At 65.4% G+C, this 14861-nt stretch carries 15 protein-coding genes; 9 read left to right on the forward strand and 6 right to left on the reverse strand.

Annotated features, from left to right (window positions below):
- Nucleotides 1-13: 13 nt before the first annotated feature.
- A complete protein-coding gene (locus ABIC76_RS20255) occupies nt 14-1189 on the forward strand; it encodes a vWA domain-containing protein (RefSeq protein ID WP_012761614.1) in 1176 nt (391 codons plus the stop codon).
- 148 nt (nt 1190-1337) lie between these two features.
- Nucleotides 1338-1736 (forward strand): nuclear transport factor 2 family protein, encoded by a 399-nt coding sequence (locus ABIC76_RS20260; RefSeq protein WP_354535022.1) that lies wholly within the window; start codon nt 1338-1340, stop codon nt 1734-1736.
- Between the two features lie 66 nt (nt 1737-1802).
- Here the strand turns inward: ABIC76_RS20260 and ABIC76_RS20265 are convergent, their stop codons facing one another.
- The 6 genes from ABIC76_RS20265 to ABIC76_RS20290 form a co-directional block, all read right to left on the reverse strand.
- Nucleotides 1803-2678 (reverse strand): class I SAM-dependent methyltransferase, encoded by an 876-nt coding sequence (locus ABIC76_RS20265; protein WP_354535023.1) that lies wholly within the window; start codon nt 2676-2678, stop codon nt 1803-1805.
- An 8-nt stretch (nt 2679-2686) separates the two neighbouring features.
- Nucleotides 2687-3445, reverse strand: a complete 759-nt coding sequence (locus ABIC76_RS20270; protein WP_354535024.1) for a tetratricopeptide repeat protein — start codon at nt 3443-3445, stop codon at nt 2687-2689.
- 208 nt (nt 3446-3653) lie between these two features.
- Nucleotides 3654-4163: a DUF1993 domain-containing protein gene (locus tag ABIC76_RS20275; RefSeq protein ID WP_354535025.1), complete on the reverse strand. Its 510-nt coding sequence runs from the start codon at nt 4161-4163 to the stop codon at nt 3654-3656.
- A 163-nt stretch (nt 4164-4326) separates the two neighbouring features.
- On the reverse strand, nt 4327-4824 hold the full coding sequence (locus ABIC76_RS20280; protein ID WP_102064832.1) for a DNA-deoxyinosine glycosylase: 498 nt from the start codon (nt 4822-4824) through the stop codon (nt 4327-4329).
- Between the two features lie 8 nt (nt 4825-4832).
- Nucleotides 4833-6755 carry a molecular chaperone HtpG gene (gene htpG, locus ABIC76_RS20285; protein WP_102065154.1) on the reverse strand — a complete coding sequence of 641 codons (1923 nt, stop codon included), beginning with the start codon at nt 6753-6755 and terminating at the stop codon, nt 4833-4835.
- 102 nt (nt 6756-6857) lie between these two features.
- Nucleotides 6858-8336, reverse strand: coding sequence for an aminotransferase-like domain-containing protein (locus ABIC76_RS20290; RefSeq protein WP_027677814.1), 1479 nt, complete (start codon nt 8334-8336; stop codon nt 6858-6860).
- A 131-nt stretch (nt 8337-8467) separates the two neighbouring features.
- Between ABIC76_RS20290 and ABIC76_RS20295 the strand changes: the two genes are divergently transcribed.
- The 7 genes from ABIC76_RS20295 to ABIC76_RS20325 all read left to right on the forward strand — a co-directional run bounded on the left by ABIC76_RS20295 (nt 8468) and on the right by ABIC76_RS20325 (nt 14858).
- The gene (locus tag ABIC76_RS20295; protein ID WP_354535026.1) at nt 8468-9187 is read left to right on the forward strand and encodes an alanyl-tRNA editing protein; all 720 of its coding nucleotides are present in this window, start codon (nt 8468-8470) and stop codon (nt 9185-9187) included.
- A gap of 9 nt (nt 9188-9196) precedes the next feature.
- Nucleotides 9197-10135, forward strand: coding sequence for a DMT family transporter (locus tag ABIC76_RS20300; RefSeq protein ID WP_354535027.1), 939 nt, complete (start codon nt 9197-9199; stop codon nt 10133-10135).
- Nucleotides 10136-10180: 45 nt separating this feature from the next.
- Complete coding sequence (locus tag ABIC76_RS20305; RefSeq protein ID WP_354535028.1) at nt 10181-10651, forward strand: RidA family protein; 471 nt, start codon at nt 10181-10183, stop codon at nt 10649-10651.
- A gap of 131 nt (nt 10652-10782) precedes the next feature.
- A complete protein-coding gene (locus ABIC76_RS20310; protein ID WP_354535029.1) occupies nt 10783-11973 on the forward strand; it encodes an aminotransferase-like domain-containing protein in 1191 nt (396 codons plus the stop codon).
- A 46-nt stretch (nt 11974-12019) separates the two neighbouring features.
- On the forward strand, nt 12020-12661 hold the full coding sequence (locus tag ABIC76_RS20315; protein ID WP_027677818.1) for a glutathione S-transferase family protein: 642 nt from the start codon (nt 12020-12022) through the stop codon (nt 12659-12661).
- Between the two features lie 89 nt (nt 12662-12750).
- Nucleotides 12751-14037 (forward strand): MASE1 domain-containing protein, encoded by a 1287-nt coding sequence (locus ABIC76_RS20320; RefSeq protein ID WP_354535030.1) that lies wholly within the window; start codon nt 12751-12753, stop codon nt 14035-14037.
- Nucleotides 14034-14858: an alpha/beta hydrolase gene (locus ABIC76_RS20325; RefSeq protein ID WP_354535031.1), complete on the forward strand. Its 825-nt coding sequence runs from the start codon at nt 14034-14036 to the stop codon at nt 14856-14858. The genes ABIC76_RS20320 and ABIC76_RS20325 overlap by 4 nt, the downstream gene beginning before the upstream one ends.
- The last annotated feature ends 3 nt before the right edge of the window (nt 14859-14861 follow it).

The raw sequence follows: 14861 nt of genomic DNA on the forward strand, positions 1-14861 counted from the left end.
CCGGAGGACCACCATGCTCATCGATTTCTTCTTCACGCTGCGGCACGCCAAGCTGCCGGTCTCGGTCAAGGAATACCTGACGCTGCTCGAAGGACTCAAGCAGCAGGTCATCGCGCCGTCGCTCGACGAGTTCTACTTCCTCGCGCGCATGACGCTGGTGAAGGACGAAAAGCACTTCGACAAGTTTGACCAAGCATTTGGCGCCTACTTCAAGGGCGTGGAAGGCGCGGTCGATTGGCGCGCGGACATTCCGCTGGATTGGCTCACCAAGAAGCTGGAGCGCGAACTCTCGCCCGAGGAGAAGGCCAAGATCGAAGCCATGGGCGGCCTCGACAAACTGATGGAGCGGCTGAAAGAACTGCTGAACGAGCAGCACGAGCGTCACGAAGGCGGCAACAAGTGGATCGGCACGGGTGGCACGTCACCGTTCGGGCACGGAGGCTACAACCCGGAAGGCATTCGCATCGGCGGGCCATCGAAGGGCAACCGCACCGCGGTCAAGGTGTGGGAAGCACGCGCGTACAAAGACTACGACGACACGGTCGAACTCGGCACGCGCAACATCAAGGTGGCGCTGCGCCGCCTGCGCAAGTTCGCGCGTGACGGTGCCGACATCGAACTGGATCTGGACGACACCATCCACTCCACCGCCGCCAACGCCGGCATGCTCGACATCAAGATGCGCCCCGAGCGGCACAACAACGTCAAGGTGCTGATGCTGATGGATGTGGGCGGCTCGATGGACGACCACATCAAGCGCGTGGAAGAACTCTTCTCCGCCGCCAAGACCGAGTTCAAGCACCTCGAGTATTACTACTTCCACAACTGCGTCTACGAATGGCTGTGGAAGAACAACCGGCGCCGCCACGCAGAACGCTTCTCCACCTGGGACGTCATCCGCAAATACCCGCCCGACTACAAGCTCATCTTCGTGGGCGACGCGACCATGAGCCCGTATGAAATCCTGCAGGCCGGCGGCTCGGTGGAATACAACAACGCCGAAGCCGGCGCCACGTGGCTCAAGCGGCTGATCGAACAGTTCCCGAAATTTGTCTGGCTCAACCCCGAGCCGGAGGGCCTGTGGGAATACCGGCAGTCCATCTCGGTCATCAACCAGATCATGAAAACGCGGATGTATCCGGTGACGATTGCCGGGTTGGAATCCGCGATGCGGCTGTTATCGAAGTAACGCGCTTCCGAGCGTGTCTCCGGGCGTGGACACGGTGATTACCTGACGCGTAATCGACACCATCCACGCTGCCGCCGAAGATGAAGCCATCCAGCGCATGACCCATCACCGCGCTGGGCAAGCTTCCCACTTCGAACGGAGAAACGTCATGACCGCCACCCAACTCGCCGCCAACGACACGCTCGCCGATACGCTGGTCGACCGTTACATCGCCGCGTGGAACGCAACAGACGCTGCACAACGCCGCGCCCTCGTCGCGCAAACCTGGACTGAAAGCGCCACGTATGTCGATCCGCTGATGCAGGGCGCCGGCCATGACGGCATCGAAGCGCTCATTGCGGGCGTGCAGGCCAAGTTCCCCGGTTTCCGCTTTGCGCGCGACGGCGCCGCGGATGTCGTGCAGGACACGATCCGCTTCCGCTGGACGCTCGGCCCCGAGGGGCAGGCGCTGGTCAAGGGCACCGATTTCGTACGCATCGAAGGCGACCGCATGCAGACAGTGACCGGCTTCATCGACCAGATGCCGGGCATGGGCGACGCCGCCTGAGCGCCCCGCACAAAAGCAAACGCCCCGAAAGTCGGGGCGTTTTGCATGGGCGGCACGCGGCAGCGATCAGATAGACAGCGCGTCTTCCTGGCCGGCGTTGGCACTGCGCAAACCGTCAGCCCAACCCTTGGTCGGCAGCTTGAGCGAGGCCTGCAGCGCGGCGGCGCGCGCCTGCACATCTTCCCAGCTCACGTGCAGCGGCGGACCATTGAAAGCGAGCGCAATCACGTTACCGTCGTGCACCTCGGGGAAGACCAGCACGCGATTGTCGAATGCATCGCAGATGCGCTCGATATTGCGCGGAAAGCTGGTGTGATCGCCAAACAGGTTGATCGTCATGACACCCGGCGAGCGCAGCACCTGGCGGCACGCCTTGTAGAACGCCGGCGTATCGAGCACCGGGCCACGCGCGGTGGCGTCGTACAGATCGATCTGCAATGCATCGACGGTGCCGTGGTGGCCGGCGTCCGTCACCCAGTCATAGGCGTCCTGTTCGAGCACGCTCAACCGCGCGTCGTCAAACGGCAGGCCGAACATGCTGCGCGCTGCGACGATCACGGACGGGTTCAGCTCCACCGCCGTCACCTGCGCGGGCGCGAGATGACGGTGGCAGAACTTGGTGAGCGCGGCAGCGCCGAGACCCAGTTGCACGACGTGGAAGTCCGCTCGCGCAGCCGGGTCGAGAAACAGCAGCCACGCCATCATCTGCTGCGCATATTCCAGCTCGATGGCATCGGGCTTGGACAGCCGCATGGCGCCCTGCACCCATTCGGTACCGAAGTGCAGATAGCGGACCCCCGCCAGTTCAGAGAACGTGACGGGCGCAAAGCGCGGGGCCATGCGTTTCGGTTCGTCATCGTGGCTGTGGCGGTCTTCGCGCTTGGCACGGGCCGGACGGCGCGAGGCGACGGCCTCGATGGATTTACGTTTCAACAGCGTCATAAAGCGGATCAACGGGAAGAAGACTGAGCGGCCGCGGCACGCTGCAGCCATTCGCGATTGTGGTCTTTGGCGTAGCGCGTCCAGTGCTTGGCGTCGCGCAGGATTTCTTCAAACAGGGCCTGTGCGCGCTGCTTGTCGGCATCGTTGTTCTGGGCGAGCAGCCATTCGCCGAAGAGGCAACGGGCCGCGGCATCGTTCGCGCAGGTCAAGGCCTGTTCGAACGCTTCGCGCGTATTCGGCGCGTTCGTCGCGGCCAATGCACGTGCGTACAGCAATGTGGGGTCGGGTTGCTGGCGTGTCACGCGATGCGCTTCGAACAGTGTGTCGAGCGTGTCCTTGGCGAGTGCCGCATCGCCCGTGGCGAACTGCGCGCGCGCCAGGCCGAGCAGCACGGCCGGGTCGGCAGCAAACGGGCCGGTCGCCGCCTGCTCGAAGTGCTGGCGCGCTTCCTTCGCATCGCCGGCTTCCAGCAGTGCTTCGCCCAGACGCAGGCGGTGCTGCACGGTCGGCGCACGGTCGAAATCGTTGCGGGCTTCGCGCACGGCGCGGTTCGGATCGATCAGTTGTGTCACAGCGCGGCTGGCAACGCGGGCGCCGCGCGAGTGGCGCATCTCCGGAAGATAGATCGCGAAGAAATACACCACGCTGCCCAGCAACGGAAACGCAAACAGGATGAACAACCAGTACATGTTCTGGTTGTTGCGCACGACGTGCACCGCAAAAAACAGCGCGACGATGACGTGAAACCCGATTCCAAGAAACGGCATGTGAAGGCCCGGTAGTGAAATGCACCGACGCCCCCCGCGTCGGCCTCGGGCGCGATTGTGACAGATGCGCTGCGGGGCGGGTGTGTCAGGCCCTTAACGTTTGCGCATTGACGGCCCGGAATCCGGATGGAGCCGCGGTTGGACCGCGCGTTCGGCAATGCACGCCGGCGCCTGCCATCACGCGGCCGGCGTGGTTCTGCGGCGCTTCTCAGGGGCGCCCGAGAAAATCCATCTTGCCGATATCCACGCCGTTATGGCGCAGCAGCGCGTAGGCCGTGGTGACATGGAAATACAGGTTCGGCAGCACAAAACCGCGCAGGTAGTCGATCCCCGTGAACTGCAGCTCGCGCGTCGGGCTCTTGAGCGTGATCTGGCGATCTTCACTGCCGGCAAATGCGGCGGGGTCGATGCTGTTGACGAACTCCAGCGTCTTGGCAATGCGCGCTTTCAGCTCCGGAATGGTCGTCTCCACATCCGGATACGACGGCACCTCGTTGCCCGACAGCCGCGCCGCACCGCCCTTGGCCTGATCGCAGGCAATCTGCACCTGCCGCGTGAACGGATGCATGTCCGGCGCCAGGCGCGCGGTCATCAGGTTGGCCGGGTCGAACTTCTTCGCTTCCGCGTGGGCGGCTGCCTTGTCGAGCAGCGCCGACAGGTTGCCAAGCATGCGGTTGGCGGTCGGAACGAGAAACTCGTACATCGAAGGTGTGGTCATGGAGCTGATTTCCTTGGTATCCGTTGTTGTGGCAGCGAACGATCCGTCGGCGCCGCGCTTTCCCGCGCAGGGCACAGTGTAGGCCAGCGATTCGGCCGGCGCAGGGCGCGGCTGCACGCCACCTGACGCGACTATCCAGTACAACGGCTGGCCAGGTCGCGCGCTACGACAGCCACTCACGCAGCACCTGCCACGCCGCCAGCTTCTGGGCATACGGCACGGCTGCATAGGCCGGACTGCTGGAAGGAAGTTTGAGGATGGTGTGGCGGTCGCCAATATTGCCCAGCGCCTTCATGCCGATGCGCGCGGCGGTACCGCCGTTGAAGGCAATGACGGCCAGTTCCGGCAATGAAGCGATCAAGCCCGCGAGGTCATTCCCGGCAAGGTCGCGGATCTTGCTGTCGAGACTGCCTTCGCGCTTGGCTTCAGCCACCACGTCCCACAAGCCGATGCGATGCGCGAGCAGCGCCTGCAGGCGCGCGGCGTATTCCATGCTCGGCAAGTCCTCGCCGACCACCTCGCCGGCCAGGCGCCAGAACTGGTTGTGCTTGTAGGCGTAGTACTGCGATTGCGCAAGCGATGCTTCGCCGGGCAGGCTGCCCAGGATCAGCACGCGCGTGCGCGCGTCGACCACAGGCGGAAAGCATCGCTTGAGCGTCACGCTCGTCGTCAGGCCAGCAGACGGTTCACGCGTTGGACGTAAGCCGCCGGGTCGGTCAAAGCGCCGCCTTCAGCCAGCAGTGCCTGATCGAACAGCACGTGAACGCGATCCTCGAACGCGGCGCGGTCGGCTTCGTTGCCGGTCACGGTTTCCAGCAGCGCGAGCTTGCGCACGAGCGGATGCGTCGGGTTCAGCTCCAGGACCGGCTTGCTGTCGGGCGCCTGTTGGCCGGCCTGCTTCAGCAGACGGGCCAGCGTGCCGCTGATATCGCCTTCATCGGCCACCAGACACGACGGCGAATCGGTCAGGCGATGCGTGATCCGCACGTCCTTGGCCTTGTCGCCCAGCACCGCCTTGGCGCGCTCGACCAGCGGCTTGAACTCGCCTTCCACCTTGGCGTGCTCGGCCTTCTCGGCTTCGTCTTCCAAGGCGCCCAGGTCCAGATCGCCACGCGCTACCGACACCAGTTCCTTCTCTTCGAAGTCGTGCAGGAACGAGAGCATCCACTCGTCCACGCGGTCGGTCAGCAGCAGCACTTCCACGCCCTTCTTGCGGAAGATTTCCAGATGCGGGCTCGACTTGGCGGCCGTCCAGTTTTCGGCGGTCACGTAGTAGATCTTGTCCTGGCCTTCCTTCATGCGGCCGATGTAATCCGCCAGCGAGACGGTCTGTGCGCTGTCTTCGTTGTGCGTGGAAGCAAAGCGCAGCAGCTTGGAAATGCGGTCCTTGTTCGCGTGGTCTTCGCCGATGCCTTCCTTGAGCACCTGGCCGAAGTTCTGCCAGAACGTGGCGTACTTTTCCTTCTCGGCGGCGTCATCCGACTCGGCCATCGACTCCAGCATGCCCAGCACGCGCTTGGTGGAACCTTCGCGGATGGCCTTCACGTCGCGGCTTTCCTGCAGGATTTCGCGCGACACATTCAGCGGCAAGTCCGTCGAATCGATCACGCCCTTCACGAAGCGCAGGTAGCCCGGCAGCAGTTGCTCGGCGTCGTCCATGATGAAAACGCGCTTGACGTACAGCTTCAGGCCGCTGCGGCGCTCGCGGTCCCACAGGTCGAATGGCGCGTTGGTCGGGATGTACAGCAGCTGCGTGTATTCGCTGCGGCCTTCCACGCGATTGTGCGTCCAGGCCAGCGGCTTGCCGTTTTCGTGCGCGATGTGCTGGTAGAAGGCGATGTACTGATCGTCGGTCACGTCTGCGCGCGGGCGTGCCCACAGGGCGCTGCCCTGGTTGATGGTTTCCCATTCGTCCTGGGCGACCATCGCTTTTTTCTCTTCGTCCCAAGCTTCCTTGCGCATCTGGATCGGCAGGGAGATATGGTCCGAATACTTCTGCACGACCGACTTGACGCGCCAGGCGGAGAGGAAATCGTCCTCGCCCTCGCGCAGGTGCAGCGTGATGGTGGTGCCGCGCTCGGCGCGTTCGATGGTGTCGACGGTGAATTCGCCGTCGCCCGTGCTTTCCCAGCGCACGCCTTCTTCGGCGGCCACGCCGGCGCGGCGCGATTCCACCGTTACGCGGTCGGCCACGATGAACGCCGAGTAGAAGCCCACGCCAAACTGCCCGATGAGCGCGGCATCCTTCTGCTGGTCGCCCGACAGCTGGCTGAAGAACTCGCGCGTGCCCGAGCGGGCGATGGTGCCGAGGTTGCGGATCGCCTCGTCGCGGCTCATGCCGATGCCGTTGTCGGCAATGGTGATGGTGCGCGCGGCAGCGTCAAAGCCGATGCGGATACCCAGCTCCCCGCCGCCTTCCAGCAGCGACGGATCGGCGATGCCCTCGAAGCGCAGCTTGTCGACCGCATCCGACGCATTGGAAACCAACTCCCGCAGGAAGATTTCCTTGTTGCTGTACAGCGAGTGGATCATCAGATGCAGAAGCTGCTTCACTTCTGCCTGGAAAGCCATCTTCTCGTGCGGTGCGCTCATGGTGTGCATAAAAAGTCTGGAAAGTGGAAAGAGAAGCGGGCTACACCTTGCGCGTGCGCCCGCATGAATTTGTGAGGCTAGATAAGGCGTGGCGGCCGTTTTTCAAGCCCCGCGATCGAGCTGCTCGGCCAGAAACCGCAGCAACTCCGGATCGGCGCTGGTGGCAATGTTGAAGCGCATCCATGTCGACGGCATCTGCGACGGGGAAAACAGGCTCCCCGGCGCAAACACATAGCCTTGTTCGTGCCCGGCGCGGGCAATGGCGTTGGTGTCCTGACCGGTATCGGCCCAGAGAAACATGCCCGCGCCCTGCTGCGCAAACAGCTTCAGGCCCATGCGCTCCAGGCTGCGCTGCACGCCGTCGCGGGCGCGGTCCAGACGGGCGCGTATGCGTTCGACATGCTTGCGGTAATGGCCTTCGGTCAGGATCTTGTAGAGCACGCGCTCGTTGATCTCGGGCGTGACGAGGCCCGTCAGCAGCTTGCCGTCGACGAGGTTCTTGGCCAGCTCGGGGTGGCAGGCAATGAACCCCACGCGCAGGTTGGCCGCGAGCGTCTTGGAAAAGCTGCTCAGGTAGATCACACGGCGCAGCTGGTCGAGGCTGGCCAGCCGCGTGCCGGGGTGTCCGGGCGGGGCGAGGTCGCCGTAGATATCGTCTTCGACGATCAGGAAACCGTACTGCTCGGCCAGCCGCAGCAACTGAAACGCCTTGGCCGCCGACAGCGACGTGCCGGTCGGGTTATGCAGGATCGAGTTGATGATCAGCAGCTTGGGCCGGCGCACCTGCACCAGCCCCTCCAGCGCCACCAGGTCGGGCCCCTCGGCGGTGTACGGCACGCCGATCACCTGCGCCCCTTGCGCGGCAAAGCGACCGAACATCAGGAACCACGCCGGGTCGCCCACCAGCACCGTATCGCCGGGTTGCACGTACTGGCGCGCGATCAGGTCGAGCGACGAGGTGATGCCCGACGTCATGACGATCTGGTCCGGCCGCGCGCCGATCTCCAGCTCCGCCAACCGCGTCTGCAACTGCTGGCGCAGCGGCAAGAAGCCCTGCGGCGATCCCCACGCCAGAAACTGGTTGCCGTTCTGCCGGCCGAGCGTGCGTAGCGCGTTGGCGATCAGTTCGCCGTCAAGCCAGCCGTTGGGCAGAAAGCCGATGCCCGGCGCCTTGCGTGGCTCGGCGGAATGGAACATGTTCCGCAGCAGCCACGTCACGTCGATCTTGCGGGCGGCGGTGGGCGGCGGCGCGACTGGCTCTTCGGGCAATGGCGCCTGGCGCTCCTTGACGTAGAAGCCCGATCCGCGGCGCGATTCCAGATACCCCTGCGCCACCAGCCGCTCGTACGCCTCCACCACGGTGAAGCGCGAAATGCTCTTCTCCTGCGCCAGTTGCCGGATCGACGGCATCCGCATGCCGGCGCGGAAGACGCGCTCGTCGATGCGCATGCGCGCCCATTCGGTGAGCTGATCCACCAGCGTCATCTGCGCCGACGGAATCGGGTCGGGCAACTGCTCCGCCGCCGGGCGGGCGGCCGCGCGGCGGGCATCCAGGCTGATGATGTGGGAGGTGGAATTCATGACGAGGTAGGCGAAAGCGAGCCGAAAACTGTACAGAAAGCGCCACGACAAAGTGTACAGGTACTGTACAGACGCAGTTCGGTAGGATCAAGGTCAGAATTCCGCCCCCAGCGAACCCGGAGACGCCCCCGATGCCAACGTTGAAACGCTTTGATGAAGACGCCTACCGTGCCACCTGCGACGCCACCGTCGTCGCCGTGCACCCGGAGGGCATCGAACTGGACGCCACGGTGTTCTACGCCCGCAGCGGCGGCCAGGCAGGCGACACCGGCACGCTGGTCCTGGCCGATGGGCACACCATTACGGTTGCCGACACCGTCTACAGCGCCGATCGCCAGACCGTTCTGCATGTGCCTGCCGACAGCGCAGACCTCTCCCCGCTCACGCCCGGCACGCCGGTCACGGCCACCATCGACTGGGAGCGCCGGCACCGCCTGATGCGGCTGCATACGTGCCTGCACCTGCTGGGTTCGCTGATTCCGGTGCCGGTCACGGGTTGCGGTATCTCCCCGGACGCCGGCCGCGTCGACTTCGACCTGCCGGAATCGACGCTCGACCGCGACACGCTGACCACGCAGCTGAACGAACTCATCGGCCGCAACACGCCGGTGCGCATCGACCTGATCACGCCGGAAGAACTGGTCGCGCAGCCCGAACTCGTGCGCACCATCGGCGCGGCGCCGCCGGCGGGCGCCTCGGCCATCCGCATCATCCACATTGACGGCATCGACCGCCAACCGTGCGGCGGCACCCATGTGCGGGCCACCGGTGAAATCGGCCGCGTAGTCGTCACCAAGATCGAAAAGAAAAGCCGCCAGAACCGACGCGTCGCCGTGGCGTTTGCCGATTGAGCGGCCGCCATGAACAAGTCCGTCACCCTGCCCGCACCACACATTGACCACGCTGAACGCCGCGGCCTGCTGCTGGGCTTTATCGGCGTGGCCATCTTCAGCCAGACGCTACCGTTCACGCGCATGGCCGTCGCCGAACTGGATGCCACCTTCGTAGCGCTGGCGCGCGCGGTGCTGGCAAGCGTTCTGGCGCTCGTGCTGCTGGCAGCCACGGGCGCGTTCTCGGGCGGCAAGCGCCCGCGGGGCAATCAATGGTGGCAATTGGCGGTGACGGCGATGGGCGTGGTGGTCGGCTTCCCGCTGTTCTCATCGCTGGCGATGCGCGATGTGCCGGCCGCCCATGGCGCCATCATCACGGGCCTGCTGCCGCTTGCGACCGCCATCTTTGCCGCGTGGTTCGGGCGCGAGCGGCCGTCCGCCGGGTTCTGGCTGTGCGCGGTCATTGGCAGCGTGCTCGTTGTTTCATTTGCACTGCTGCAGGGTGCGGGCGCCCTCCACCGCGCCGATTGGCTCCTCTTCGCCGCCATGGTGACGGGCGCCCTCGGCTATGCCACCGGCGGCAGGCTCGCGCGCGATCTGGGCGGCATGCAGACGATTGCCTGGGCGCTGGTCGTCTCCCTGCCCGTGCTGCTGCCGCTCGTAGGCGCGCTGGCATGGCTGCCGTCCACACATCAGGCCGAGGCACTGGCCCATGCGTCGTCCCGGGCCTGGATGGGGCTGGCCTATGTATCGGCCTTTTCCATGTTCATCGGCTTCCTGTTCTGGTATTCCGGCCTGGCAGCGGGCGGTGTTGCGCGGGTCGGCCAGATACAATTGCTGCAACCTTTCATGACGTTGATCGGCGGCTGGCTGCTGCTAGGCGAATCGCTCGATGCGCCGACCGTGCTGTTTGCACTGGCGGTGATTGCCGTGGTCGGCATCGGCCGGCGCACCTCGGTCCGCCGATAGCAACGTCTTCCCTTTTTTGTTGACCGCACTTACCAAGGAGTCTTCATGACCGCCTCGCACGACGCTCAGGCCAAGCTCAAGCAACTCGGCATCGAACTGCCCGCCGCCGGCGCACCCGCTGCCGCCTACGTCATGGCCGCGCAAACCGGCAACCAGGTCTTCCTGTCCGGCCACATCGCCAAGAAAGACGGCAAGCCGTGGGTGGGCAAGCTGGGCGCCGACATGACCACCGAGCAAGGCAAGGCGGCTGCACGCGCCATCGCCATCGACCTGATCGCCACGTTGAACACGCACCTGGGCGGTGACCTTGGCCGCGTCAAGCGCATCGTCAAGGTGATGAGCCTGGTCAACTCCACCCAGGAGTTCACCGAGCAGCACCTGGTGACCAACGGCGCATCGGAACTGTTCGTCGAGGTATTCGGCGACGCCGGCAAGCACGCCCGCAGCGCCTTCGGCGTCGCCCAGATTCCGTTCGGCGCGTGCGTCGAGATCGAACTGATTGCCGAAGTCGCCTGAGCGACGCTTTTTCCTGCTGTGTTACCGGCAGCCGGCCAGTGTTAGACGGGCCGGTTGCCTGCTATTCTCACCGTCTTGCCCACCCACGGCGCCCGCTCACGAGGTGGGCGCCGCAACACTAGGACCACACCATGGACCACACCGCCTGTACCTTCTCCAGCCGCGCTCAGAAACTCACCAGCTCGGCGATCCGGGAAATCCTCAAGATCACCGAACGTCCTGAGGTCATTTCGTTTGCCGGCGGCCTGCCCGCCCCGGTCACCTTCCCGGTCGAAGCGATTCAGGCGGCGTGCGCCCGCATGTTTGCCGACAACCCGCAGGCCTCGCTGCAGTACACCCCGACCGAAGGCCTGTCGGTGCTGCGCGAGTGGATCGCCCAGCGTCATGGCACAACCGCCTCGCGTGTGCTGATCACCACGGGCTCGCAGCAGGGCCTGGACCTGCTCGGCAAGATCTTCATCGACCCGCAAAGCAAGGTGCTGGTCGAAACGCCGACGTACCTCGGCGCGCTGCAGGCGTTCTCGCTGTTCGAGCCGAGCTATACGTCCATCGCTACCGACGATAAGGGCCTGATGCCCGACGCGTTGACGCCCGAACTGGCTGCCGGCGCACGCTTCTTCTACACGATCCCGAACTTCCAGAACCCGACCGGCCGCCGCCTGCCGCTGGACCGCCGCCAGGCCCTGGTGGCCCGCGCGAAGGAACTCGGCGTGCTCCTCGTTGAAGACGATCCGTACGGCGAACTCAGCTACACCGGCGACGCCCTGCCCTCGCTGCGCTCGCTGAATCCGGACGGCGTGGTCTACATGGGCTCGTTCTCGAAGATCCTGGCACCGGGCATGCGCCTGGGCTACATCATCGCGCCCGAACATATCCACTTCAAACTCGTGCAGGCCAAGCAGGCATCGGACTTGCACACGCCGAGCTTCACGCAGCGCGTGGCGTACGAGGTGCTGAAGACCGGGCTGCTCGACACGCACATCCCCAGCATCCGGAACCTCTACGGCAAGCAATGCGAAGCGATGCTCGACTCGCTCACGCGCCATATGCCGGCCGGCGTGCACTGGAACCGCCCGGAAGGCGGCATGTTCATCTGGGTGGAAGTGCCGGAAGGCATCGACACGATGTCGCTGCTGGAAAAGGCCGTCGCGCGCAATGTGGCGTTCGTGCCGGGCGCACCCTTCTATGCCAATGCGCCGCGCCGCAATACCCTGCGCCTGGCGTTCGTGACGGTGGCGCCGGAGCGCATCGAGCAAGGCATTGCCGTGCTGGGCGAGCTGATCCGCGCAGAAATCGCTGCGCTCACGCCCAAGGCCGCCTAAATTACCTAACTGTCCATTCATCCATTCGAGAAAGGAGCCGTCGTCGATGCTGCGGATCTGGGGAAGACTCTCTTCGGTCAACGTTCAGAAAGTGGTCTGGTGCGCGCGCGAGCTGTCGCTGGACCATGAGCGCATCGACGTCGGCGGCGCCTTCGGCGGCGTCGACACGCCGGAATTCAAGGCGATGAACCCGAACGGGATGATCCCCGTCATCGAAGACGGCCTGAACGATGCCGGCGATACGCGCTTCGTGCTGTGGGAGTCCAACGCCATCGTGCGCTATCTCTCGGCACGCTACGGCCCGGGCAACCTCTACCCGCTCGAGCTTCACGAGCGCGCCGATGCCGACCGGTGGATGGACTGGCAGACCACGTCGTACAGCCCGTCGATGGTGGATGCCTTCATGCAGCTCGTGCGCACGCCGGAAGACCAGCGCGACGCCGCGCGCATCGAACGCTCGCGCCAGGCCGCGGAGCGCAGCACCGCCGTCCTCGAAGCCGTGCTGGCCAAGCAGCCCTACGTGGCCGGCCGCCGCTTCACCATGGCCGACATCGTCTGCGGCTGCGCCACACACCGCTGGCTCGGCCTGCCGATGGACCGCCCGGCGCGCCCCAACCTCGAGCGCTGGATGGCCGAGTTGCGCGACCGCCGCGCCGCGCGGGAAGTCCTGGCGCTGCCTGTCGTCTAAGCCCGCCCGAAACCGGTTGCGGTAGCATCACCAACCGCGCACGGCACCCAAGCCGGCGCGGTTTTTTGTTTTCACCGAGGGAAACCCGGATGCCATTGAACCGACCTTCCACCACCGTCGCCACGATTCTCTGGGGCGCGCTTTACCTGGTTGCCGCCATCGTGTCGCACCGGCTGAATGGCCCGGTCGACATGACGGGATACATCTGGCTGCCGGCAGGCGTGACCATGGCGGCGTTCATGCTGCGGCCGTACCGCGAATGGCCGGGGCTGGGCGCTGCGTTTGCCGTGGCGCAGCTGGCGCTGGCCGCGATTGAACGCACCAACCCCGCGCACGCCATGTTGTTCGTGCTCGACGAAGCTGGGAGCGCGGCCCTGGCCGTGGCGCTGGTGAGGCTCGCGCGCGTACCGCTCGAAGGCTTGTACTTCGTGCGCGCGATGCTGGTGGCGGGCGCGGTCAGCGCGCTGCTCGGGGCCCTGTTCGGGGCGGCATGGTTTGCGTGGTCGCAGGGCGGCGCGTTCGGCCACGTGCTGCGCATCTGGGCGGCGTCGGATTTCCTGGGCGTGCTGATCGTCACGCCGGTGTTGGCGGCGTGGTCGCGCTTTCGCGCATTCCGCTCGGGCGGCACAGACCGCACGGATTTCCTGCTGGGCCTGGCGGCCGCGATTGCGCTGGCGCTGTCGGCGTACGTCATCTTCGATGGCAACAGCGATGCCAAGTTTGGCGACGGCATCGGCTTTGCGCTGACCTACGTCCCGCTGTTCTTTGCCGTGGTGGTGGCCCTGCTGTGGGGCGGCCGCGGCGGCTCCATGGCCGTGCTGCTGCTCACCCTCGTGGCGCTGACGCAAACCGCCGAGGGCGACGGCCCGTTCGCCGTGCTCGATCACCACTATGGCCAGTCGCTGCTGGAAGCGCAGCTGTACCTGGGCATTGCCGCGCTGCTGGTGCTGCTGGTGAGTGCGCTCAAAACCACGCGCGAACAACTGCACGAGCAGAGCGCGCAATGGCAGAACCGCGTGGAACTGGCGTTGGCAACATCGGGGCAGCTCGTCTACACCATCGACCCGGCCAGCGGCCGCATCGACTGGGGCGGCGACGTGGTCCTCGTCTTCGGGCATGACGCGGCGAGCATGGCGTCGATCTCGACCGTACTGCAACTGGTGCATCCGGATGATCGCGACGCGCTGCGTGCACGTTGGCTCGGGGAGACCTCGCTGGACGACGGAGCCGCCATGCCCGCGCGCCGCCAGACGCTGCGCATCACAGCACGCGACGGCACGCTGCACACCGTGGTGGATACCGGTGGCCCGCTGATGGACGCCGTGGGCAACATGGCGCTCGTCACTGGTACTTGGTCGATCGAGACCGCACTGTGACGGCATGGGCGTCCGGCAGCACGGCTGTGCTGCTGATCCATGGTCTGGGCGGCACGGCCTACGACGTGGGCGTGCTGCAGAAAGCGCTGCGCAACGCCGGCGCGGTCACGCACGTGCCAACCTTGCCTGGCCACGGCACGCGCCCCGAAGACCTGATCCACATGCCCGCCGAGGCGTGGCTTGAAACGCTCACGCAAACGTATGAGCAGCTCGCCGCCGAGCACGACACCGTGCATATCGCTGGGATGTGCATGGGCGCATTGCTCGCGCTGGTGCTGGCGCACCGGGTTCGGCATGGCATTGCGCGCCCACAGGACAGGCTGGCGCTGCTCGCCACGCCGATCCATATCGATGGCTGGTCGACGCCGTGGTATCGGGATCTGCGCTACGTGGTCTATCGCATCCCGGGCATGGCGGCGCGCATGCGCGTGGAAGAAGACGAGCCGTTCGGCATCAAGAACCCGCTGTTGCGGCGGATCATCAAGGCGAAGCTCGCCCGCGGCGACAGCTTCCACTATCCGTGGGTGCCGCTCGCGTGCATTCGGCAGGTGGACCGGCTGCGACGCTGGGCGCTGTCCGGCGCGCCCGAGACGCAGTGCCAGACGCTGGTGATCCATTCCCGCGAAGACGAACTCACCAGCCTGCGCTCGGCCCAAACACTGCAGGCCACGCTGCCGCATGCGCGCAGCGTGGTGCTGGAAAACAGCTACCACATGATCTGCGTAGACAACGACCGCGATCAGGTCGCCGCCGAGGTCCTCGGCTTTTTCGGTTTCGACCCGGCAGCGGCCAGGCGCAAGGGCCCAGCCGCCGCAGATTGATGA

The organism is Ralstonia sp. 1138, assembly GCF_040544795.1.
Taxonomy (GTDB): Bacteria; Pseudomonadota; Gammaproteobacteria; order Burkholderiales; family Burkholderiaceae; genus Ralstonia; species Ralstonia flatus.